General features: G+C 71.9%; 18 protein-coding genes. 7 read left to right on the top strand and 11 right to left on the bottom strand.

Features of this window, described 5'->3' with window-relative positions:
* Positions 1 to 14: 14 nt before the first annotated feature.
* The 5 genes from ACFVXK_RS07165 to ACFVXK_RS07145 all read right to left on the bottom strand — a co-directional run bounded on the left by ACFVXK_RS07165 (position 15) and on the right by ACFVXK_RS07145 (position 5,341).
* A complete protein-coding gene (locus ACFVXK_RS07165; RefSeq protein ID WP_389610521.1) occupies positions 15 to 1,340 on the bottom strand; it encodes an MATE family efflux transporter in 1,326 nt (441 codons plus the stop codon).
* Entirely contained in the window at positions 1,337 to 1,903 is a 567-nt protein-coding gene (locus ACFVXK_RS07160) for a hypothetical protein (RefSeq protein ID WP_389610520.1), read from the bottom strand. The genes ACFVXK_RS07165 and ACFVXK_RS07160 overlap by 4 nt, the downstream gene beginning before the upstream one ends.
* Positions 1,842 to 2,663, bottom strand: a complete 822-nt coding sequence (locus ACFVXK_RS07155; RefSeq protein ID WP_389610519.1) for a DUF692 family multinuclear iron-containing protein — start codon at positions 2,661 to 2,663, stop codon at positions 1,842 to 1,844. Before ACFVXK_RS07155 ends, ACFVXK_RS07160 begins: the two co-directional genes overlap by 62 nt.
* Positions 2,663 to 3,826: a DUF692 family multinuclear iron-containing protein gene (locus tag ACFVXK_RS07150; protein ID WP_389610518.1), complete on the bottom strand. Its 1,164-nt coding sequence runs from the start codon at positions 3,824 to 3,826 to the stop codon at positions 2,663 to 2,665. The genes ACFVXK_RS07155 and ACFVXK_RS07150 overlap by 1 nt, the downstream gene beginning before the upstream one ends.
* Positions 3,827 to 4,342: 516 nt before the next feature.
* A complete protein-coding gene (locus tag ACFVXK_RS07145; protein WP_389610517.1) occupies positions 4,343 to 5,341 on the bottom strand; it encodes a LuxR C-terminal-related transcriptional regulator in 999 nt (332 codons plus the stop codon).
* Between the two features lie 146 nt (positions 5,342 to 5,487).
* Between ACFVXK_RS07145 and ACFVXK_RS07140 the strand changes: the two genes are divergently transcribed.
* On the top strand, positions 5,488 to 5,853 hold the full coding sequence (locus ACFVXK_RS07140) for a hypothetical protein (protein WP_389610516.1): 366 nt from the start codon (positions 5,488 to 5,490) through the stop codon (positions 5,851 to 5,853).
* A 105-nt stretch (positions 5,854 to 5,958) separates the two neighbouring features.
* The gene (locus tag ACFVXK_RS07135) at positions 5,959 to 6,162 is read left to right on the top strand and encodes a hypothetical protein (protein ID WP_389610515.1); all 204 of its coding nucleotides are present in this window, start codon (positions 5,959 to 5,961) and stop codon (positions 6,160 to 6,162) included.
* 94 nt (positions 6,163 to 6,256) lie between these two features.
* Here ACFVXK_RS07135 and ACFVXK_RS07130 read toward each other — a convergent pair whose 3' ends face one another.
* On the bottom strand, positions 6,257 to 6,673 hold the full coding sequence (locus ACFVXK_RS07130; protein ID WP_389610514.1) for a hypothetical protein: 417 nt from the start codon (positions 6,671 to 6,673) through the stop codon (positions 6,257 to 6,259).
* Between the two features lie 137 nt (positions 6,674 to 6,810).
* On the opposite strand from ACFVXK_RS07130, the gene ACFVXK_RS07125 reads away from it, so the two are divergent.
* The 4 genes from ACFVXK_RS07125 to ACFVXK_RS07110 are packed head-to-tail and all read left to right on the top strand — an operon-like array spanning position 6,811 to position 11,360.
* The gene (locus ACFVXK_RS07125) at positions 6,811 to 7,908 is read left to right on the top strand and encodes a hypothetical protein (RefSeq protein ID WP_389610513.1); all 1,098 of its coding nucleotides are present in this window, start codon (positions 6,811 to 6,813) and stop codon (positions 7,906 to 7,908) included.
* Positions 7,908 to 9,116: a toxic anion resistance protein gene (locus ACFVXK_RS07120; protein WP_389610512.1), complete on the top strand. Its 1,209-nt coding sequence runs from the start codon at positions 7,908 to 7,910 to the stop codon at positions 9,114 to 9,116. The genes ACFVXK_RS07125 and ACFVXK_RS07120 overlap by 1 nt, the downstream gene beginning before the upstream one ends.
* Positions 9,113 to 10,756, top strand: a complete 1,644-nt coding sequence (locus ACFVXK_RS07115) for a substrate-binding domain-containing protein (protein WP_389610511.1) — start codon at positions 9,113 to 9,115, stop codon at positions 10,754 to 10,756. The genes ACFVXK_RS07120 and ACFVXK_RS07115 overlap by 4 nt, the downstream gene beginning before the upstream one ends.
* The gene (locus tag ACFVXK_RS07110; protein WP_389610510.1) at positions 10,743 to 11,360 is read left to right on the top strand and encodes a hypothetical protein; all 618 of its coding nucleotides are present in this window, start codon (positions 10,743 to 10,745) and stop codon (positions 11,358 to 11,360) included. Before ACFVXK_RS07115 ends, ACFVXK_RS07110 begins: the two co-directional genes overlap by 14 nt.
* A 158-nt stretch (positions 11,361 to 11,518) precedes the next feature.
* Here the strand turns inward: ACFVXK_RS07110 and ACFVXK_RS07105 are convergent, their stop codons facing one another.
* Positions 11,519 to 13,354 carry a phosphoenolpyruvate carboxykinase (GTP) gene (locus ACFVXK_RS07105; protein WP_389610509.1) on the bottom strand — a complete coding sequence of 612 codons (1,836 nt, stop codon included), beginning with the start codon at positions 13,352 to 13,354 and terminating at the stop codon, positions 11,519 to 11,521.
* A gap of 220 nt (positions 13,355 to 13,574) precedes the next feature.
* On the opposite strand from ACFVXK_RS07105, the gene ACFVXK_RS07100 reads away from it, so the two are divergent.
* Positions 13,575 to 14,261: a hemolysin III family protein gene (locus tag ACFVXK_RS07100; protein ID WP_389610508.1), complete on the top strand. Its 687-nt coding sequence runs from the start codon at positions 13,575 to 13,577 to the stop codon at positions 14,259 to 14,261.
* Between the two features lie 126 nt (positions 14,262 to 14,387).
* Here the strand turns inward: ACFVXK_RS07100 and ACFVXK_RS07095 are convergent, their stop codons facing one another.
* From ACFVXK_RS07095 to ACFVXK_RS07080, 4 genes are read right to left on the bottom strand one after another with little or no spacing between them, the layout of a single operon-like run.
* A complete protein-coding gene (locus ACFVXK_RS07095) occupies positions 14,388 to 16,805 on the bottom strand; it encodes a galactose oxidase-like domain-containing protein (protein WP_389610507.1) in 2,418 nt (805 codons plus the stop codon).
* A gap of 23 nt (positions 16,806 to 16,828) precedes the next feature.
* Complete coding sequence (locus ACFVXK_RS07090) at positions 16,829 to 18,040, bottom strand: glycosyltransferase (RefSeq protein ID WP_389610506.1); 1,212 nt, start codon at positions 18,038 to 18,040, stop codon at positions 16,829 to 16,831.
* Positions 18,041 to 18,046: 6 nt separating this feature from the next.
* Positions 18,047 to 19,759, bottom strand: coding sequence for an ArnT family glycosyltransferase (locus tag ACFVXK_RS07085; protein ID WP_389610505.1), 1,713 nt, complete (start codon positions 19,757 to 19,759; stop codon positions 18,047 to 18,049).
* Positions 19,756 to 21,051 (bottom strand): glycosyltransferase, encoded by a 1,296-nt coding sequence (locus ACFVXK_RS07080; RefSeq protein WP_389610504.1) that lies wholly within the window; start codon positions 21,049 to 21,051, stop codon positions 19,756 to 19,758. The genes ACFVXK_RS07085 and ACFVXK_RS07080 overlap by 4 nt, the downstream gene beginning before the upstream one ends.
* Positions 21,052 to 21,111: the final 60 nt, after the last annotated feature.

Raw genomic sequence — 21,111 nt, 5'->3', positions numbered from 1 at the left:
CCGTCGGGACCCGGTCATGCACGGGCCCGGTCAGCTGTTCCGTCCCGCCCCGGGGCAGTGGCTGCGCCCCGCAGCAGCCAGTAGTTGAGTGCCGCGCCCGCCACCAGGCCCGACCACGCCACAGCCGCGTTGTCCGTCAGCAGGCCCGCCGCGAAGAGGGGCAGGGCTATGCCGAACTCCTGGAGCAGGCGTAGGCGCAGGACCACCCCGAAGCGGTCGGCGGCCTTGTGGCGGCCTTCGGCCGTGGCGGCCAGGAGGCGGAAGGGGAAGGCGGCGGCCTGGGCGGCCATCAGCCAGGTGAACCAGGTCGCGGCCGTGCCGTGGAGGCCGTAGAAGCCGGGCAGGACCGTCCAGGCCGCCGCCGTGACGAGTACGCAGACGGCCCCGGAGACGGCCAGGACGCCTGCCCGCAGGCCGCGCCATTCCCGGGCGGTGGGGGCCGCGTCCTTGCAGACCATGCCGGTCGCGTTGACCAGGGCGGTGAGCGGGATGTGCAGGGTGGCCGTGAGGACGGCGCCCGCGGAGAACGCGGCGAGGCGGTCCCCCCACGAGGCCCTGAGGGTCAGCGCGAGGACCAGCAGCAGTTCGAAGCCGATCACCGAGAGCATGTGCCCCCACTCCGTGACCATGCTGCGCGCCACCTGCCGCAGCCAGCGGGCGCTGTCGCGGAGCCCGAGCGGCAGGGAGAGGTGGTCGCGCAGCAGCCACACCGTGACGGCGCATTCGAGGGCGGCGATGACGGAGGTGGCGGCGTAGGCGCCGGCGAAGCCGAGTCCGGCGCCGTGCACGAAGAACCAGTCGAGGGCCGCGTTGGCGACGACGGCGACGGCGTACAGGGTGAGGAGGGGGCGCGAGCGGCGGAGTGCGAACAGCGCCATGGCGCCGACGAACTGGGCGAGCCGCACCGGGGCGGCGATCAGCAGCCACAGCAGGGCCGACCGTGCGTCGTCGCGGATGCCGGGTGAAGCGACCAGGCTGTCCAGGAGGTACGGCAGCACGGCCAGTCCGGCCGCCGCGATGAGCAGCCCGGCGGCGGTGGCGCCGACGAGGCCGCCCTGTACCGCGCGGCGGCGGGCGTGGGCGGACACGGCGCCGGCCACGGACAGCCCGACGACGGGGCCCATGGCCATGGCGGTGATCGAGTCGAGGAGGAGCAGGCGCTGCGGTACGGCCGCGGCGGCCACGGCCTGCTCCCCCAGGGTGCTGATCACCCACAGGTCGGTCTGGGCGATGGCCTGGCCCATGACGGACGCGACCACCATGGGGCCCATCAGCGCGAGGACCCGCCTGCCCAGCGACGGCACCGGGACCGGGGCGGGGGCGGTGGTCGTGGCGGTCACAGCGTGCTCCAGGTGAGGACGGCGAAGTCGCCCGGGCCCGAGAGCGCCCAGTGGATGCCGGGGGCCGGCTCCAGCCCGGGCAGCTGGGCGAGCTTCACACGGCCGCGTTCCAGGGGGGCGTCCCCCTTCAGCGCGACGACGACCTTGGGGGCGAGGGCCGCGGTGGTGAGGGCCAGCCCGCGCTGGCGGTGCTCGGGGGAGGCGAACCAGCGGGCGGCCGAGGCCGCGAGCAGTTCGATGTGGTCCTGTGGCCGCAGGGGGACGCCGGCGCCTCCCCCGTCACGGCACTCCAGGTATTCGAGGAACTCGAGGAAGTGCAGGTGCATGCGCCAGTCCAGGCGCCTGTGCCCGGCCACCGCCCATTCGAGGAAGGCCTCGTAGAGGTCGGTGGTGTCGGGCAGGCGTGCGGACAGCAGCGGGATGCGGTCGAAGATCTGGTGCCAGCGGATGCGGAGGGATTCCTGGGCGATCAGCCGGTCGCGGGAGCCCGGGGCGAGGGCGTCACGGGCGGTGGGGCTGATGCAGGCGTCGAGCCGCGACGACTGCGGCGCGCGTGCGGTCAAGGTCCGTCCTCCATTCGTCCAGGTCGAGGTTGGCGTCGCGTTCGACGACGAGGGTGGCGTCCTGGGCGGCGCGGCCGGCGAACAGCGTCAGCAGGTCGAGGGTCTCGTCGCTGACGGCGGCGTCGTGGCTGTCGACGATGAGGGAGGGGGCCGCCGGGGAGGGGCTGTAGCCGGCCAGGTGGAACCTGCGGCCCACGCCCGGCACGTCGGCCCACGCGGCGGCGGGCTGACCGGTGTTGAGCTGGGCGACCATCGCGTTGGAGACGTCCATGAGGACCTCGCATCCGGTGGCCGCGGTGAGCTCGGCGTAGGCGCGGGCCTGGGGGATGTCGGAGGGGGTCTGCGAGGGGAAGTTCTCCACGGCGAGGCTGGTGCCGAGTTCCTCCTGCCACGCGCGCACGGAGTCGACCACCGGCTGCCAGGCGGCGTAGTCCACTTCCTGGGCGAGGGGCAGTGGCTGGCCGTTGTGGGAGAAGTGGGCGATGTGGTCGCTGACGTAGAGCAGGCCGCAGTCGGCCCGCCACCGGTTCACCAGGTCCAGGTAGTGGTCGAGGCGTTCCCGGTCCGGGTCGAGGAACCGGGAGAGCATGATGTGGCAGCCGACGGGGAGGTCGTCGCCGACCGTGCGGCGGAACTCCTTCGGGTCGAGGTGGGCGAAGCCGTCGATCAGGACCTCGACGAAGTCGATGTGCCCCGAGTCGCGCAGCTCGCAGGCCATCTCGAGGGTGTCCGGCGAGGTGACGTTGACACCGATCTGCATCAGCGCAGCTTCTCCTTGGCGTAGGCCAGCAGGTCCTGGGGGGCGCTGACCGCGCCGGGGCGTTCGGCCGGCGGGATCTCGTCGAGGTTGAGGACGATGCGCTTGCCGCGGGCGCGGACGTCGTCCACCCACTGGTCGAACAGGTCGGTGTAGGACAGGCCGCGCTGTTCGGAGGCCTGGGCGAGGCCCGGGATCCAGCCGTTGCACAGCTGGCGCAGGTAGGCGCGGCAGTAGGGGACGCCGTAGTCGTGCGGTTCGCCGTCCGGGGCCCCGTCGGTGCGGGCCCGGCGGTGGTGTTCGAGGACGGATTCCGCCCGGGCGAAGTCGGCGTAGTACTGGTCGGCCCGGTCGGTCCAGGTGAGGTCGGCGTGTTCGACGATCACGGTGACGGGTTCGGTCTCGGTGATCAGCCGCTGGTCCAGCACGGTGTCGAGCAGCGACCAGACGCCTTCGTGGACGGCTTCGGAGTGGCCGTCGTGGAGGGTTCCGTCCCGGCCGGTGCGGACGCCGGAGAGGTGCAGTTCGACCACCTGGGACCAGGGGATCGCGCCGAGCAGCACTTCCACGGGGACCCCGCAGTTGACGGCGTCGATGTAGAGGTGGGCCAGGTCGACGATCAGGCCGGAGCCGGTCTTCTCGCAGATGCGCGTGACCGCCTGCCAGGCGTCGAGGATGCCGCGGGCGGAGGCGGAGTAGCAGTTGGCGTTCTCCACCCAGACGGGCAGGCCCGAGGTCCGGTTGAGGTCGGAGAGGAAGCGGACGGCGCGTTCCTCCTCTTCCTTCGTGCCGGAGAAGTACGAGTGGAGTCCGAAGGACCCGCCGCCCAGGGCGCGGTCGCCGGTGACGTGGACGCCGATGGAGGTCGGCTTGTTGCGGCGGGTGGCCGACTGGTCCATCACGTAGTCGATGTAGCGGGCCTGTTCCCGGGGGCCTTCGCAGATGGCCGTACGCCCGAGGTGGAGGGAGAATTCCGGCACGGCCGGGACCTCGTCGAGGGCCTCCCATTTCCGCCATTCATTGAACCCGAATTCCAGGAAGGGGTTCTCGCCGAAGAGGGCGAGCCTTCGGGACGGGTCCGGGTCGAGAAATCCCGGGGTGAAAGCCCCGCCCACGCGGAGCAGGTCGTCACGGACCGGTCGGATCGGTTGGACGGTCGTCTGCATTTCTCTTTCCTCTCCCCCCGGTTTCCGGGTACGGGTACGGGTGCGGCTACGGCGGGGGCGCGCTCCGCTTCCGGAGCGCGCCCTCACAATTCGTCAGCCCTTGTTGTAGCTGCCGCAGGTCAGGGCCTCGGCCATGACCTCGATGTCCTGGATGTCGATCATTGCGTTCACCTCCTTTCGTGAATTCAATGCGCTGGCGCCGTACGCCTGTTTCAGCCCTTGTTGTAGCTGCCGCAGGTCAGAGCCTCGGCCATGACCTCGATGTCCTGGATGTCGATCATTCGATTCACCTCCCTTCCACACTCTCCGGCTTTACCGGTTTTCCCGGTTTCGGCCGCTGTTCCCTTCCGATGCCCCTACTCTGCCGGTCCTCGAGTGCCGCCGGAAGGGCTTTCCGGTGGACGGATACTGCAATGGCATATCCCGTCCACCTCCACCTGGGCGGAAAGGGCCGGGGAACGCCGAAGGCCGCGTCCCGGTGGGACGCGGCCTTCGCGGGGGAGGGCGGTACGGGGCTCAGACGCGGGTGGCGGGGAGCCAGCCGTTCTGGACGGCGTGCGCGCCGGCCTGGAAGCGGCTGCGGGCCTCCAGTGCCTCCATGAGTTCGGCGGCGATGCGGCGGGCGGTGCGCGGGGAGACGCCGAGGCGTTTGGCGATGGCCTCGTCGGTGAGCCCCTGCAGGAGCATGTGGAGCGACTCCATGTGCTGGCGGGTGAGCCCGTCCATGTTGCGTTCGACGGCGGTGCCGAGCGGGTTGGCGCTCTGCCAGACGCTCTCGAACAGGGCGCACAGCGCGGCGATGGGCCCCGCGTAGGTGAGGACGACCGCGCCGGCCTGGGCGTCGTCGGTGTCGAGCGGGAGGACGGCCTCGCGGCGGTCCGAGACGATCATCCGCACCGGCAGGGTGGGGGCGGTGCGCACCTGTCCGCCGTGGCGGTGCAGCCAGTCCACGTGGTCGAGGGTGGGCTGGTGGTTGCGGACGCTGTCGAGGTAGACGGTGCGCATGGTGATGCCCCGGTCCAGGAGGGCGGCGTTGGGGCCGCGGCTGGCTTCGAGGTCGGCGGCGGTGTGGGCGCCGCCGGGTGCGAACGTCATGATCTCGTGGCGGGTGTTGGCGGCCAGCCGGGCCAGCCGGTCTCGTATCTCCTCCGGCCCCTGCAGGCTCTCGGCCCCGGAGGCGGCCCCGCGCGGGCGCATCGAGGAGCATTCGGCGATGAGCTGCGCGGCGGCGGCCCGGGAGGCCTCCACCTTCTGCTGGTGGGCGGCCAGTTCCGCTTGCTGGCGGGCCAGCAGCAGTTCCATGGCGTCTTCCGGGTCCAGCGGACGGAACCCGATGCCTTCCCGGGACGAGGGCTGGACCAGGGCGAGGCGGCTGAGCCGGTCGAGGCAGGCGCGCAGGTCCTGCTCGGGGAGTGCGAGCCGCTGGGCGAGGACGGTCACCCCGTCCTCGGGGTGGGCGAGGAGGGCCCGGTAGACGCGTTCCGCTTCGGCGTCGAGCCCCAGCAGTTCCAGCATGTCGATGCCCCCAGATGTTAGTACACGTGCGTCTGCAGGGAACTATACGAAGGCACCAACCGCACCCTGGTCGGTTCCTGTTGTGGCATAAACAGTCCCCGGTGACGGCCTGTACCGCGGGGGTGGGCGCTGCGGAGGATGGGCGTATGTATCTCGTGCACGCCCGGCTCCGGGCCCCGGACCACACCTCCCTCCCTCCGGACGCGGCGCAGCTGTTCCTGGGGTGTGCGCGCGAAGGGGAGGGCCTGGAACACGTCAGTGCGCACGGCGACGCGACGGGCGGTCCGGTCGTGGGCTTCTACCTGACGGCGCCCTCGCTCGCCCGCGCGGAGCAGGCGGCGGCGGACGTCTGCCGGCGGGCGCTGCTCGCGCACCCCTCGCTGGCCGCGGTGGACGTGGTGTCCTTCGGCGCGGCCCTGGTCCCGGAGTACTGGGACGCGGTACTGGGCTCCGATGGACGGGATATGCAGCTGCAGGATCCGTCCACCGCGAACCTCTTCCACCCGTTCTGAAGTCGAAGCAGAGTAGAGGCATCGGCAGGCGGGACCAGCCAGGACCGAGAAGACCACTCGACAGACGCACCAGACGCACTTGTGCTCAGGGGGAATCAGATGCCCATGTTCGCCACTCGAATCGCCAAGACCGTGGCCGCGGCCGTCATCGCCGTCGGCGCGCTGGGTGTGGCGCACTCCTTCACCACGGGCGAGCCCACCGCGCCGCACCACGTCTCCGCCGACGGCATCGGTACCGGCACGACCATCCCGCTGGACCAGAACACCGGCCACCAGTCGCACCGCACCGACGTCACCTGGGGCCACTGACGGCACCCGGCCGGGCTCACCCCCGAGGCTCACCCCCAAGGCTCACCCCCGAGGCTCACCCCCGAGGCCCGCCCCTGACGCTCAGGGGTGGGCCTCACTTCTGCGGCGCGCCCTCCCGCGCCACCGCCGCCACCCCGCACCACGGCGGCGTCGCCGGCGGCCAGACCGGGCCGACGGCCTCGGTGCGGGCGGGCGGGGTGTCCGGGGCGAGGCCCGGGAGGCGGACCAGGGTCCGGGACGTGCGGGCGTCCGCCTGCGGGGGTTCGCGGTCGCGGAACTCGACCGTGGCCACGTACGAGCCCTCCCCGCCCCGCGCCTCGACCTCCGCCAGGACCCGCCGGCTCGCCGGGTCGACGCGGCAGCCGGTGACCCGGACCTCCGGGGGCGGGGTGGTCGCGGCGGCCGGGCGGGACGGGCTGCTGGCCCAGACGTACAGGCCCAGCGGGGCGAACACCAGGAGGCCGGCCAGGCTCACGAGGCCGACCACCCACCCCTGCCATTTCAGTGCCATCCCCCGATCCTCCCGGCACGCCCCCCGCCCCGCCAGCACCCGCCCACTCACACAGCATTTCGAAGCGGGACCGCCTGGACACCGGCCGTTCACCCGACTCGCCGCGGAATGTGGGTTTCCGTGAGCAGGCTGCACCCGTGAGACGCATCCTAGGAATCGCTCTGGCGGTCCTCCTGACAGGCGGCGTGATCGCCGTCATCGTCCTCGGGGGGAACGGAACAGAGGGCACGGCAACGAAGACCGTGCGTGGCGTCATCGGATCGGAGAAGTCCGAGTACTTCCGTGATCCCGACGTCGTCAAGGCCCTCGCGGCCAAGGGCTACACCGTCCGGACGGAGACCTCGGGCTCCTGGGCCATGGACCAGCTGGACCTCAAGGCGTTCGACTTCGCCTTCCCCGGCAGCAGTGAGCCCGCCCAGGAGATCGAGGCGGCGGCCGGGGTGAAGGGCGCGCAGACCGCCAAGCCCTTCTTCTCCCCCCTCGTCGTCATCGCCCGCGCCAACGCCGCGAAGGTCCTCGCGGACAACGGGCTCGTGAAGATGAACGGGAAGAACTCCGGGACCCTCCTGATGGGCCCCTACCTCAAGGCCGCGGGCGAGGACCGGACCTGGCAGCAGCTGAACGGCTCGGCCGCCTTCACCGAGCTGACCGGCACCGTGTTCGTCAAGACCACCGACCCGGCCACCTCCAACTCCGGCGCCCTGTTCATCGCCGCGACCTCCAACGTCGCCAACGGCGGCACGGTCGTGTCGGACGACGCCGGGATCAACCGCACCGCCCCGCTCCTGCGCAAGCTGGTCCAGGTCCAGGGCGCCCTCGAACCCTCCACCGACGACCCGTTCCGCGCCTTCATCAGCGGCAGCGGGGAGCCGCTGATCCTGGCGTACGAGTCCCAGGTGGCCTCCCTCCTCATGCAGAAGCAGACCAACGCCGAGGTCGCCGGCATGGTCGTGCTCTACCCGGACACCACCGTCAACTCCCCGCACACCTTCGTGCCGCTGAACGACAAGAGCAAGGAACTCGGCACCCTCCTCGCCACCGACCCCGAGCTGCGCCGGCTGGCCGTGCGCCACGGGTTCCGGCCCCAGGAGGGCGTCGCCGAGTTCACCGCCGCCACCGCGCCCTTCCCCGGCTACCTCAACCCGGGCCTGACCGGGATCCGGCAGGTGGGCGCTCCGACCGTCAAGGTGCTGATGGCGCTGGCCGCCCGCGCCAAGGGCCAGGGGGACAACTGATGACGCCGTATCCGCCGACACCGCCCGGGGACGAGTCCGGGAGCCCGCTCGTCCTCACCCCGCCCGAGCCCGTGCCCGCCGTGCGGCGGGAGCAGGCCTCCGGCCTCGTCCCGCTGGACGAGTCCGTGCGCGACGAGATGTCCCGCCGGGCCGGGGAGTTCGTCGGCCAGCTGGCCGGGGTCGACGCCCGCTCCCCCGAGTTCGCCACCCGCGTCGACGACATCGCCGCGCTCGGCTCCGCCGACATGCGCACCGCCGCCCACCAGTCCAACCGGATGCTGGAACGGGCCGTGCGCGCGATCGGCGCGGACGGCGGCGGCGACGCCCAGGCCCGGGTCGCCGGCTCCCTCGTGGAGCTGCGCCGTACCGTCGAGGACCTCGACCCGCAGGCCGCCGCCCCCGCCAAGGGGGCCCGCAGGCTGCTGGCCAAGCTGCCGGGCGGCAACCGCTTCCGCGACCACGTCGCCAAGTACGCCTCCTCCCAGGACACCCTCAACCGGATCGTGCAGGCCCTGCGCGGCGGCCAGGACGAGCTGCGCCGCGACAACGCCGCCCTGCACACCGAGCGGGCCCGCCTGTGGGAGACCATGGGCAGGCTCCAGGAGTACGCGGTCCTCACCGAGGCCCTGGACGCCGCCGTCGAGCAGCGGATCACCGAGGCCGGGCACACGGACCCCGGGCAGGCCGACGCGCTCCGCTCCGACGTGCTGTTCCCGGTCCGCCAGAAGCACCAGGACCTGCTGACCCAGCTGGCCGTCTGCGCCCAGGGCTACCTGGCCATGGACGTGGTGCGGCGCAACAACGACGAGCTGATCAAGGGCGTCGACCGGGCCGCGACCACCACCGTCTCGGCGCTGCGCATCGCGGTCATGCTGGCCTCGGCCCTCGACAGCCAGCGCAAGGTGATCGAGCAGGTCACCGCCCTGCGCGGGACCACCGAGGAGCTGATCCGGGGGAACGCGCAGATGCTGGAGACCCAGAGCGGGGAGATCCAGCGGATCGCCGCCGACCCGGCGGTCGGCGTGGAGACCCTGCGGACGGCCTTCGGGCAGATCTACCGGACCCTCGACGCGATCGACTCGTTCAAGGTGCAGGCCACCGAGAACATGGCGGCCACGGTCGAGTCCCTGACGGGCGAGCTCCAGGCCGCCTCGGCCTACCTGGCCCGCACCCGCACCCCGGGCGCGCCGGAAGGCGGCGCGGCATGAAGCGGCACACCGCGCGCATCCGCAGGCGCCTCGCCGCGGCCGTGGCCCTGGCGGCGACCCTGCTCGGGGCCTCGGCCTGCACGCAGGACGAGCACGACACCGGCACCGCCGGGGCCTCCGGCAAGCCCTCGGCCGTCTACAAGGAGGGCAGGCTGCGCGTCCTGGCCTCCAGCGAGCTCGCCGACATGGCGCCGGTCCTGGCGGACGCCAAGGCCGCGACCGGCGTCTCCGTCGACTTCACCTGGTCGGGGACGCTGGACGCGGCCGAGCAGGTGGCCTCGGGCAAGGCGGACGGGGCGTACGACGCGATCTGGCTCTCCTCGAACGACTACCTGCGCCTGCGCCCCGAGGCGGCCGCCAAGCTCGCGAACGAGACCCCGGTGATGTCCTCGCCGGTGGCCCTCGGGGTCCGGCCGGAGGCGTTGGCCCGGCTCGGCTGGAAGCCGCAGGAGGTGACCTGGGCGGCGGTCGAGGAGGCCGTGGCCGCCGGGAAGCTGACGTACGGGATGACGGACCCGGTGCGCTCCAACTCCGGGTTCTCCGCCCTCGTGTCGGTGGCGTCGGGGCTCTCGGGGGCGCAGGCCGCGCTCACCGACGAGGACGTGAAGAAGGCCCGGCCCCGGCTGAAGGACTTCTTCAACGGGCAGAAGCTGACCTCCGGTTCCTCCGGCTGGCTGGCGACGGCGTACGCCAAGCGCGGGGACGTCGACGCCCTCGTGAACTACGAGTCGGTCCTGCTCTCCATGAACAAGGACGCGGCGGCGTCCAAGGCGGCCCCGCTGACCGTCATCCGCCCCAAGGACGGCGTGGTCACCGCCCACTACCCCCTCACCCTGCTGACCTCCTCCCCCGCCGGGGCCCGCGAGTCGGGCCGGCGGCTGACGGAGTACCTGCGCGGCGACGCGGCGCAGAAGGCCATCACCGAGCGGACCTTCCGGCGCCCCGTGGCGACCGGGGTGGCGCCGGCGGCCGGGCTGGACGCGGAGAAGCGGCGCGAGCTGCCGTTCCCCGGGTCGCGGTCGGTCGCCGACGGGCTGCTGGCCTCGTACGAGAACGAGCTGCGCCGGCCCTCGCGGACGGTGTACGTGCTGGACACCTCGGGGTCGATGGGCGAGGACAACCGCATCGGCCGGCTGCGCGACGCGCTCACCGACCTGACGGGGACGGGGAGTTCGGGTCCGGGGCAGCGGTTCAGGGACCGCGAGGAGGTGACCCTCCTGCCCTTCGGCGACCAGGTCAAGCAGGTGCTGACGCACGTCGTGGAGCCCGGCAACCCTGGTCCGGCCCTGGACGCGATCCGCGGGGACGTGAAGTCGCTGCGCCCCGAGGGCGGTACGGCCGTCTACGGCAGCCTGAAGGCGGCCTACCAGCACCTGGGGCAGGGCGGCGGCGACGCGTTCACCTCGATCGTGCTCATGACGGACGGGCAGAGCGGGGACAAGGTGCAGGACTTCGACTCCTTCTACGCCGGACTGCCCGAGGGCCAGAAGCACACGCCGGTCTTCGCGGTCCTGTTCGGGGACTCGGACCGCAAGGAGCTCTCCCACATCACCGAGCTGACGGGCGGCCGGCTGTTCGACGCGACGAACGGCAACGGGTCGCTGGACGGGGCCTTCGAGGAGATCCGTGGCTACCAATAGGGCCCTGGCGCGGGCGCTCGGCTACCTGGAGTCGAAGAAGAACCTGGCGGGCAGCGCCTGCGGCCTGGTCGGTCTGGCGCTGACCGTGGCCGGGGTCGCGGGGACGTACTGGCCGCTGGTGATCGCCGGGCTGTACGGGGCGGGGGCGCTGGTCGCCCCGCCCGAGCGGCCGCCCGTGCCGGTGTTCCCGGGCACGGCCGAGCAGTTGGACGCCGTACGGGAGGACCTGGCCCGGCTGCGGGACTACGTGGCGGAGGTGGAGCTGCCGCCGGCCGCCGACGGCAAGCTGGGCGAGCTGCTCGACCTGTACGCGGCGCTGCTGGAGCCGGGCCGGGGCACGGAGGCCCTGGCCGCGGAGCCGGACGCGGTGCACGCGCTGTCGCGGGCGATCCGGCTGGACGTGCCGGAATGCGTGGACACGTACAACCGGACCCGCTGGTGGACCCGGTTGACGCCGGGCGGGGAGTCGCCGGAGCGGCACCTGGAGCGGCAGCTGTCGGTGCTGTTCGGCGAAGCGGAACGCCTGACGGCGGGCCTCCAGGACAGGGAGGCCCGCCGTCAGCAGACGCACACGACCTATCTCGAGGAGCGCGGGCGCTCCTGAGGGGCGGACGGGCGGCGGCCGGGACAGTGGCTTCCGCCCGTCGGTGGGGCGTGTGCTGCTCTGGGAAAGCCTTGGTCGGGGATTCCCACAGCGGTGGGAGAACCTTGGTCGGGGACTCCCACGTTCAGGTGGCCTGCGGCATCGGGCAGGCGTCGGGCTCAGCCCAGGCGCTCGACGAGCGCGTGGTACTGCTCCCACAGCTCCTTCGGCGTGTGCTCGCCGTAGGTGTTGAGGTGGTCGGGGACCAGGGCGGCCTCCTCGCGCCACACGTCCTTGTCGACGGTGAGGAGGAAGTCGAGGTCCTCGTCGGCGATGTCGAGGCCGTCGAGGTCGAGGGCGGCCTTGGTCGGCAGGACGCCGATGGGGGTCTCGACGCCCTCGGCGTTGCCGTCGAGGCGGCCGACGATCCACTTCAGGACGCGGCTGTTCTCGCCGAAGCCGGGCCACACGAACTTGCCCGCGTCGTTCTTGCGGAACCAGTTCACGTAGTAGATCTTCGGGAGCTTGGTCTGGTCCTTGTCGGCCGCGACCTTGACCCAGTGGGCCATGTAGTCGCCCATGTTGTAGCCGCAGAACGGGAGCATCGCGAACGGGTCGCGGCGCAGCTCGCCGACCTTGCCCTCGGCGGCGGCGGTCTTCTCGGAGGCGATGTTCGAGCCGATGAAGACGCCGTGGTTCCAGTCGAAGGACTCGGTGACCAGCGGGACGGCGGAGGCGCGGCGGCCGCCGAAGAGGATCGCGGAGATCGGGACGCCCTTGGGGTCCTCCCACTCGGCGGCGATCGTCGGGCACTGCGCGGCCGGTACGGCGAAGCGGGCGTTGGGGTGGGCGGCCGGGGTCTCGGACTCCGGGGTCCACGGGTTGCCGCGCCAGTCGATGAGCTCGGCCGGGGGCTCCTCGGTCATGCCCTCCCACCACACGTCGCCACCGTCGGGGGTGAGCGCGACGTTGGTGAAGACGGTGTTGGCGTACATCGTCTTCATGGCGTTGGCGTTGGTGTGCTCGCCGGTGCCGGGGGCGACGCCGAAGAAGCCGGCCTCGGGGTTGATCGCGTAGAGGCGGCCGTCCTCGCCGAAGCGCATCCAGGCGATGTCGTCGCCGATGGTCTCGACCGTCCAACCGGGGATGGTCGGCTCCAGCATGGCGAGGTTGGTCTTGCCACAGGCGGACGGGAACGCGGCCGCGACGTACTTGGTCTCGCCCTCGCCGGCCGGCGGGGTGAGCTTGAGGATCAGCATGTGCTCGGCGAGCCAGCCCTCGTCGCGGGCCATGACGGAGGCGATGCGCAGGGCGTAGCACTTCTTGCCGAGCAGGGCGTTGCCGCCGTAGCCGGAGCCGAAGGACCAGATCTCGCGGGTCTCGGGGAAGTGCGAGATGTACTTGGTGGTGTTGCAGGGCCAGGCGACGTCGGCCTCGCCCTCGGCGAGCGGGGCGCCGAGGGTGTGGACGGCCTTGACGAAGAAGCCGTCGGTGCCGAGCTCGTCGAGGACGGCCTTGCCCATGCGGGTCATGGTGCGCATGGCGACCGCGACGTAGGCGGAGTCGGTGATCTCGACGCCGATCGCGGAGAGCTCGGAGCCGAGGGGGCCCATGCAGAAGGGCACGACGTACATCGTGCGGCCCTTCATGGAGCCGCGGAAGATGCCCTTCTCACCGGCGAACAGCTCCTTCATCTCGGAAGGGGCCTTCCAGTGGTTGGTCGGGCCCGCGTCCTCCTCCTTCTCGGAGCAGATGAAGGTCCGGTCCTCGACGCGCGCGACGTCGGAGGGGTCGGAGGCGGCGTAGTACGAGTTCGGGCGCTTGGTCTCGTCGAGCTTCTTGAACGTGCCCTTGGCGACGAGCTCCTCGCACAGGCGCTCGTACTCGGCTTCGGTGCCGTCGCACCAGACGACGCGGTCGGGCTGGGTGATCGCCGCGATCTCGTCGACCCAGGAGATCAGCTCCTGGTGCGTCGTCGGGAGGGAAGGGGTGGGAGCCGCGTTGTCGCGCGCCACGATTGCTCCTTGTTGAGGGGTTTGTTTGGTGTATGCCCCGTGGGGGCCGCGACCCGGACGCTTCGCGCTCCGCTCATCCGGTGTCGACCGCACTCATCTGATCATCCGGTGGATGTGCGCATATGTCCAGGGGGCCTCTCACGTGAGCATCGCCACGTCAGTCAATCTTCCGTAAAGAGGACTAACAGAAACCTACGGACCCGTAGGTAGCATGACGACCATGACTTCTGACGCCGCTGCCGTCGCGGCCGCACCGGACGAACGCGCAGCTCCGGAGGCCAAACCGCTGATGCGCGGCTGGCTGCACACCGGGATGTTCCCGGCCGTGGTGGTCGCGGGCCTCGTGCTGATGACCTTCACCGACTCGACGCGGGCGCGCGTCGCGTGCGGGGTGTACATCCTCACCGCGTGCCTGCTCTTCGGGGTCAGCGCCGTCTACCACCGCGGGACCTGGGGCCCGCGCGGCGAGGCGATCCTGCGCCGCCTCGACCACGCCAACATCTTCCTGATCATCGCGGGCACCTACACCCCGCTCACCGTCCTGCTGCTGCCGGACTCCACCGGGCGGACCCTGCTGTGGGCGGTGTGGCTCGCGGCCGCCGCCGGCATCGCCTTCCGCGTGTTCTGGGTCGGCGCCCCGCGCTGGCTCTACACCCCCTGCTACATAGCGATGGGCTGGGCCGCCGTCTTCTTCCTGCCGGACTTCCTGCGCACCGGGGGCATCGCGGTCCTGGTGCTGGTGATCGTCGGCGGCCTCCTCTACAGCGTGGGCGGGGTGATCTACGGGATCAAGCGCCCGAACCCCTCGCCGCGCTTCTTCGGCTTCCACGAGGTCTTCCACTCCCTGACGCTGGCAGCCTTCGTGGCCCACTACGTCGGCATCTCGCTGGCCGCCTACTCGCACTGAGGACTCCGCCGGGGACCGCTCCATCCTGCCGTTATCGCACGGCCGCCCGGAGCTCGCACGCCGGGCGCGGCCCATGGAGGGGGCCCCACCGCAGCACGCGGTGGGGCCCCTTTCCCGTGCGGGCGGCTAGCAGGTGTATCCGTCCCCGTCCGCGTCCAGGCGCAGCGGGTCGCTGCCGTTGACCTTCATCCGCTTCGGGAAGCGGTGCGCGGCCAGCCAGTCGCAGCGGGCCTGTGTGGTCTTCGCCACCTCCGCGGGGAAGGCCGCCGGGACGCACACGTTGGCCGTCCCGTAGTGCCGGTCGCAGCCGGCCACGGCGGGGGCGACCGGGACGGAGGCCCGCTGCCCCGGGTTCTCCTTCGGCGCGGCCAGCTCGTTCGCGAAGGTGTGCTCGTGCGCGGCGGGCTGCTGCTTCGCGGCGGCCAGCGAGGGGGCTCCGCCCAGGTGGACCCAGGTGGCGACGGAGGGGATGCCGGCCGCGTCGACGCCGAAGAGCATGTACCAGCCGGGCGGGGCGAGGTTGGGGTTGCTGGTGACGTTCAGGTCGATGGTGGTGCCGTTGACCACGGTCATCGGCAGGTCGACGAAGCGCTGGTTGGGGTCGGAGGAGTGGGTGACCGCCGCCGGGCGGATCAGTTCCGCCTTGGCCAGGGGCCGGTCGACGGTGATGCGCTGGGTGTCCCCGTACACCCAGTCGGTGTCGATCACCGAAGTGAGCTTGGGGCGCGGGCCCTTGAACAGGTAGGGCGGGCTGTAGACCGACACCGCGTGGTTGTACGTGCCGTTGCCCGGGTTGTCGCCGACCGACATGACCCGGCCGTCGGGCAGCAGGAAGGCGCCCGAGTGGTAGGTGCGCGGGACGGGGTCGGTGGCCAGGCCCGGCTGGTAGGTGTTGGTCCCGGGGTCGAAGAAGGAGGCCTCGAAGACCGGGTCGGCCCGGTCGTGGAGCCCGCCGCCGGTCTCCAGCACCTTGCCGTCGGGCAGCAGCACGGCGGAGACGTACATCTTGCCCTCGGCCCCGGTCTGCGGGCGCTTGCCCGTACCGGTGTCGACCAGCCCCTGGGGGAGGTCGGGGCCCGCGGTGTAGGCGGGGCTGGGCTTCTTGAGGTCGATGAGGTCGGTGAGGCGGTTGGCGGCCGGGTTGGTCTCGTTGTTGCCGCCGCCGATGGTCAGGACCCGCTGGTCCTGGGCCGGGGGCAGCAGCACGCTCGCGGACTCGTCGCGCTCGTCCTTCTTGCGCAGCCCGGGCACGTCGGTGACGGTGTTGGCCCCGTAGTCGTAGACGGAGGAGCCGGATCCGGCGGTGCCGTTGCCGAAGGTGTGGCTGCCGGAGTAGAAGAGGCGGCCGTCCTGCATGAGGATCATCGACGGGTACAGGCCCCAGTAGGACCAGGTCTGGTTGACCTGGTTCAGCGGCAGCCACTTGTTCTGCGCCGCCGAGAACAGCTCCGCGGTGACGTTGCCGGTGGAGTCCTCCTTCAGGCCGCCGAAGGAGATCACGTCACCGTTGCCGAGGATGGTCGCGGACGGGTACCAGTGCCCGCCGCCCAGGTCGTTGGTCTTGGTGTAGCTCTCGGTCGCGGGGTCGAAGACGTACGAGTCCTTCAGGCCCTGGTAGCCGATCTTGCCGTCGGCGGACGGGTAGCCCTTGTTGCCGCTCATCACCAGCACCCGGCCGTCGGCCAGCTGCACGTGCCCGGAGCAGAACATGTCCACCGGGGTCGGGATCGTCTTCACGCTCCCGGCGACCGGGTCGTAGACGGCGGAGGTGAAGGTGCCGGCGTTGAACTGGGAGATGTCGTTGCCGGAGCCGGCGATCAGCAGCACCTTGCCGTTCTTGAGGACCACGGCGTGCATCGAACGCACCGGGTTCTGGGTGCCCATCACCTCCCACTTGCCCTTGGCGCACTCCTCGGCGGTCCCGGTGCAGGTGGGCTGGGGCGGGACGGCGGCCACTTCCTCCAGCGCGTAGTCGTCGGTGGTGAGGGTGCCCACCCCGTAGACGGACAGCCCCCAGGCGATCTTGTCGGTGTTCGGCGGGACGGCGGGCGTACGCACCCGGGTGCGCGACCAGGCGGCACTGACCGGCGGGTTCTGCAGGTCGGTCCAGTACTGCCAGCCGGCGGCGGTGTCGTGGCGGAAGACGGTCACCGCCACGTCCGGGGTGTTCGACTTGTACCAGGCCGAGAGGTCGTACTGCTTCCCCGGCGTGACGGCCGGGGCGCAGGTGGTGTTCCCCGTGACCAGGGCCTTGCGGTCGCCGTCGACGCGGCGGGTGAGCGAGACCCTCATGGCCTTGGTGCCGCTGTGGACGTCGGCGACGGTGGCGAAGGTGAAGTCGTTGTCGCCCCAGCCGGATTTCTCCCAGCAGGAGGGCATGTCGGAGCCGGGCGCGCCGGCGGTCTCGAAACCGGGGTTGGTGAGCAGGTTGGGCGCTCCGGCCGTGGCCTGCTGGGGGGCGGTGAGCAGCAGGCCTGCGGTCATCGCCCCGACGGCGGCCAGCGCGGCCCTGCGCCCTGCCCTCCGTCGGATCGTCCTTGGCATGCGGTGGTTCCTTTCGGTGCGGCTCAACTCCTGGTCGTGGGACGGGTGCGGGCCGCCGCGCGTGGCCCGCGCGGCAGGTAGACGAGGGCCTCCGTGGCGACGAAGCGCAGGACGAAGGTGGTGACCAGCGCCAGCGCGGTCGCGGGCAGGACGCCGAGGCCGAACCGGTCGACGAACAGCGCGATCAGCGGGATCCGCAGCAGCAGGTCGGCGTTGGCGAGGAGGGCGAAGCGTCCGACGCGGTCCGCCCAGTGGCGGTGGCGGCGGCGGTCGCGGAAGAGGAGGGTCTCGATGAGCAGGAAGTTCCACAGCACCCCGGCCTGGTTGGCCACGACCTCGGCGGCGAGGTACTGCATCCCGGCGTGGGTGAGCAGCCACAGCGCGAGGAGGTTGGGGACGAAGCCGGAGAGCCCGATCAGGCCGAAGCCGATCATCCGGGCGAGCGGGCTCGCCGAGCGGAGGGCGGCCAGGTGGGTCAGGAAGCGCAGTCCTTCGCGGGCGGTGGACTTGGACTCCCCGGCGAAGCGGTCCTGGAAGACGAAGGGGACCTCGGCGGTCTTCTCCGGGCGGCACCGGACGGCCAGTTCCAGGAGGATCTTGTAGCCGAGGGGTTTGAGCGCCCCGCCGGTGGCGGCGCCGGTGACGGCGGAGCGGCGGATGGCGAAGAAGCCGCTCATCGGGTCGCTGATGCCGCGCAGGGCGCGCGGGAAGAGGCCCTTGGCCAGCCAGGTCGCGCCGCGCGAGACGGCGACGCGGTAGCCGCCGGCGAGTCCGGCCCGGCTGCCGCCGGGGAGGTAGCGGGAGGCCACGACGAGGTCGGCGCCGGTGCGTTCGCCCTCGCCGACGAGTTCGGGGACCAGGTGCGGGGGGTGCTGGAGGTCGGCGTCCATGACGACGATCCAGTCCGAGGCGGCCCGGGCGATGCCCTCGACCACGGCCCCGCCCAGGCCCCCGGCCGGGCTGTCGCGGTGCAGGACGTCCACCGGGAAGGGGCAGTCGGCGGCGGCCTTCTCGATCAGGGCCGGGGTGTCGTCGGTGGAGTCGTCCACGAACAGCACCCGGCAGGCGGGGCGCGGGGGCAGGGCGGCGCGCAGCTGCCCGAGCAACTCGGCCACGTTCGCGGACTCGTTGTAGGTCGGGATGATCAGGGTGACGCCGCCGGGCCCGGAGGACGCCGGCGGAGCGGCGACTTCCGGATCGTCCAGGGCGTGCGGGGGCCACAGGTCCTCGCTCATGGTGGTTCAGCTCCCACTCTCGCGGTCGGTGCGGCGGATCTCGATACGGTCCTCGCCCGTACCGAAGACGGCGACCGCGGTCGAATGCTCCAGAGCAGCCTTCACCGTGGGCAGGTCCACCGCGTCGCGACGCACGGTGGGCGAGGAGACCACGTAGTCGATGTCCCGCCAGCCCCGCGGCAGGGTCTTGGTGACGGCCGGGTCGAGGTCCGCCTTGTAGAACCAGATGGCGCCGGGTCCGGGTGCAAAACCGGAGTGAACAGCGTCGAGCCAGAGCGCGTCGTCGACGAGGACACGGGTGTGCGCCGGGTCGGACACCTCCCGGCCCAGCCAGGCGGCGGCCTGCCGGTAGGGGGCGTTGGCGTCGGCGGTGAGGGCGGTGCGGTCGCCCTCGTACCAGCGCGGGAGCACGTACGCGGCGGCCGAGGCGGCGAGGACGCCGATCAGCGCCCACCGCGCGTACACCAGCGCCCGCCGCTCCCCGGGGCCGCGGCGCCGGCGCAGGACGGCGTGGGTGACGCTGGCCGCGGCGGCGGCGAGGACCAGGGCGAGGAAGGGCAGGGCCTGGATCACGTACATCGCCGGGAGGTAGCCGGAGGGCCGCATCGCCACCACCGCGAGGATCACGGCGGCCAGGGCCGGCCCCGCGAGGGCCCGGGCGGTGACCGACCACCGGTGGGTGGCCAGCAGCAGGACGGCGCCGGCCAGTCCGCCCAGGGGCAGGACCGTGTCGTAGTACAGCCAGGACCGGAAGACGCCGTTGGAGCCGGAGCCGGGGTCGAGGATGAAGCCGGAGCCGGGGCGGCTCATCTGGTAGGTGATGCCGTCGATGAGGGAGACGTGTCCGGCGCCGGGCAGCAGCTCGTCGTTGAGCAGCGCGTACAGCGGGTACGCCAGGCCGATCAGGGCGCAGGCGGTGATGGCCCCGGTGACGGCGAACTTGCGGGTGTCAGGGTGGCTGTGGCGCCACATCGTCACCAGCAGCGCCGGGAGCACCACCAGCATCGTCTCCTTGGTCAGGACGGCGGTGGCGGCCGCCAGCCCCGACCCGAAGTGGTGCCACAGGTGCCGGCTGGGGGACGCGGCCAGGCAGAAGGCCAGCAGCATCCACATCACGGCGAGGTTGTCGAGGAAGATCTCCCGCTGGAGCACCACGGACAGCGGGGACAGCCCGAACAGGCCCATCGCGAGCCCGGCCGCCCAGCGCGGCAGCCACAGCCGGCGGGCGAGCACGTAGATCAGCACGGAACTCGCGGCCGAGACGGCGAGCATCGAGAAGCGCATCGGCGCGACCGTCATCCAGTCGGGCACGAGGAGGGACGGCAGCCAGGTCAGGCCGGCGATCTGGATCCAGCCGAGCGGCGGGTGGTCGTACCAGTACGTGTAGTGCGCCAGGCCCCGGCCCTGCTGGACCGCCCACGCCTGGGCCAGGTAGGTGCCCTCGTCGTCGCTCAGGGCGGGGAAGTTCGTGAGGTTCCAGCCCTGGACGAGGAGGATCACCAGCAGCAGGACCCCGCACAGCAGCAGGTCGGGGCGCGAGGAGCGGAAGCGGACCACCGGGCGGACCGGGGCGGGCTGCCGGACGCCCGCGCTCCCGGAGGCCGCGTCCCGGCCGGCGGGGCGCCGGGAGCCGGGCAGCCGGCGTACGGGCAGGAGCTGGGCGGTGGCGGCCGGGTCGGCGGGCTGGGGATCAGTGGCCGTGGGCACGGTGGCGGTCACCGGTGGGCGTCCTCTCGGTTCGGGGCGGAGGAGGGCGCGGCGCCGGCGGGGGCGGTCTCCAGGTGGGCGCCGGTGTGGCTGGTGAGTTCCCACTCGTTGCGGCCGCGCTGCTCGCGCCAGACCGCGCGGATCGCGGCGCCCGCCAGCATCACCTGGTAGAACGGGCCGCCGACGATGAGCTTGAGGTAGTGCACGAAGCGCACGCGCAGCCCGTACTGGCGGCCGAAGTCGTGCAGGCCGACGATCTCGAAGACGAAGGTCACCATCGCCGTGATCAGGGGCAGGAAGGTGATGATCGCGACCCCGACGGGCACGTCGAGGAAGACCGCGACGGCGAAGTTCACCGGGATGATCACCCCGGAGGCCGCCTGCATGAACGGGGTCATCAGGGTGTAGCGGGCCAGCCAGCGCTGCCCCCGGCCGGGCAGCTGCTGCCAGTCCTTCTTCCGGTAGACCTGCAGGAAGCCCTGGTTCCAGCGGGTGCGCTGCTTGAGCAGGCTCATCAGCGAGCCCGGGGTCTCCTCGCGGGTGACCATGTCGGAGTCGTAGGCGACGACCACCTTCTTGCCGACCGAGGAGAGCCGTACGCCCAGGTCGCAGTCCTCGGCGAGGCAGTTCTGGTCCCAGCCGCCGGCCTCGCGCAGCACCCCGGTGCGCACGAACACGGTGTTCCCGCCGAGCGGGATGAACCCCTTCTCGGCGTGCAGGTGGAGGCGGGAGCGGAACCAGAAGAAGTACTCCAGGCAGTTGCGCAGGCTGTACCAGCTGGAGTGGAAGTTGATCAGCTGGACCCCGCCCTGGACCACGTCGGCGCCGGTGGCGCGGAAGGCGTGGTCGACGTGGGAGAGGAGCTCGGGGTGGACCTGGTCCTCGGCGTCGAAGACCCCGACGATGTCGCCCCGGCAGTGCGGGAGGGCGGTGTTGAGGGCCTTCGGCTTGTTCTTGGTCTCGTTGTGGTCGACGACGACCCGTACCCGCTCGGGCGCGCGGGCGGCCGCCCGGTCGGCGACGGCGGCGGTCTCCGGGTCGTCGTGGCCGACGATGACGATGATCTCGTAGTCGGTGTGGCTCGATTCCAGGAGCCGGTCGATGGTGTGTTCCAGTACGGCCTGCTCGTGGCGGGCGGGCAGCAGGAGCGAGAAGGCCAGCCGGTCGCCGCCGTCGGGGCGGTCGAAGCGGGTCGAGGCCAGCGTCTCGGGCGTGCGCCAGGCGTGCATCTGCCACCACAGGGTGAAGGCGGCCATCCAGAACAGGGCAAGAGAAATGGCGGATATAACGACAGAGGTGAACAAACCGTCCCCCACAGACATGCCGCAACCCCAGGCGGCGACCGGCAAACCCCCCGGAGGCGT

Source organism: Streptomyces sp. NPDC058157 (assembly GCF_042884105.1).
In the GTDB taxonomy this organism is placed as follows: Bacteria; Actinomycetota; Actinomycetes; order Streptomycetales; family Streptomycetaceae; genus Streptomyces.
The sequence above is the reverse complement of the archived record's forward strand: the minus strand, read 5'-3'. Positions and strand labels throughout refer to the sequence as shown.

Bases quoted from the DNA above. Each gene is read 5' to 3' on its own strand.
- ACFVXK_RS07155 (WP_389610519.1), bottom strand. From the start codon at position 2,663: ATGCAGATCGGTGTCAACGTCACCTCGCCGGACACCCTCGAGATGGCC.
- ACFVXK_RS07150 (WP_389610518.1), bottom strand. From the start codon at position 3,826: ATGCAGACGACCGTCCAACCGATCCGACCGGTCCGTGACGACCTGCTC.
- ACFVXK_RS07145 (WP_389610517.1), bottom strand. From the start codon at position 5,341: ATGCTGGAACTGCTGGGGCTCGACGCCGAAGCGGAACGCGTCTACCGG.
- ACFVXK_RS07140 (WP_389610516.1), top strand. From the start codon at position 5,488: ATGTATCTCGTGCACGCCCGGCTCCGGGCCCCGGACCACACCTCCCTC.
- ACFVXK_RS07135 (WP_389610515.1), top strand. From the start codon at position 5,959: ATGTTCGCCACTCGAATCGCCAAGACCGTGGCCGCGGCCGTCATCGCC.
- ACFVXK_RS07130 (WP_389610514.1), bottom strand. From the start codon at position 6,673: ATGGCACTGAAATGGCAGGGGTGGGTGGTCGGCCTCGTGAGCCTGGCC.
- ACFVXK_RS07120 (WP_389610512.1), top strand. From the start codon at position 7,908: ATGACGCCGTATCCGCCGACACCGCCCGGGGACGAGTCCGGGAGCCCG.
- ACFVXK_RS07115 (WP_389610511.1), top strand. From the start codon at position 9,113: ATGAAGCGGCACACCGCGCGCATCCGCAGGCGCCTCGCCGCGGCCGTG.
- ACFVXK_RS07100 (WP_389610508.1), top strand. From the start codon at position 13,575: ATGACTTCTGACGCCGCTGCCGTCGCGGCCGCACCGGACGAACGCGCA.
- ACFVXK_RS07095 (WP_389610507.1), bottom strand. From the start codon at position 16,805: ATGCCAAGGACGATCCGACGGAGGGCAGGGCGCAGGGCCGCGCTGGCC.
- ACFVXK_RS07090 (WP_389610506.1), bottom strand. From the start codon at position 18,040: ATGAGCGAGGACCTGTGGCCCCCGCACGCCCTGGACGATCCGGAAGTC.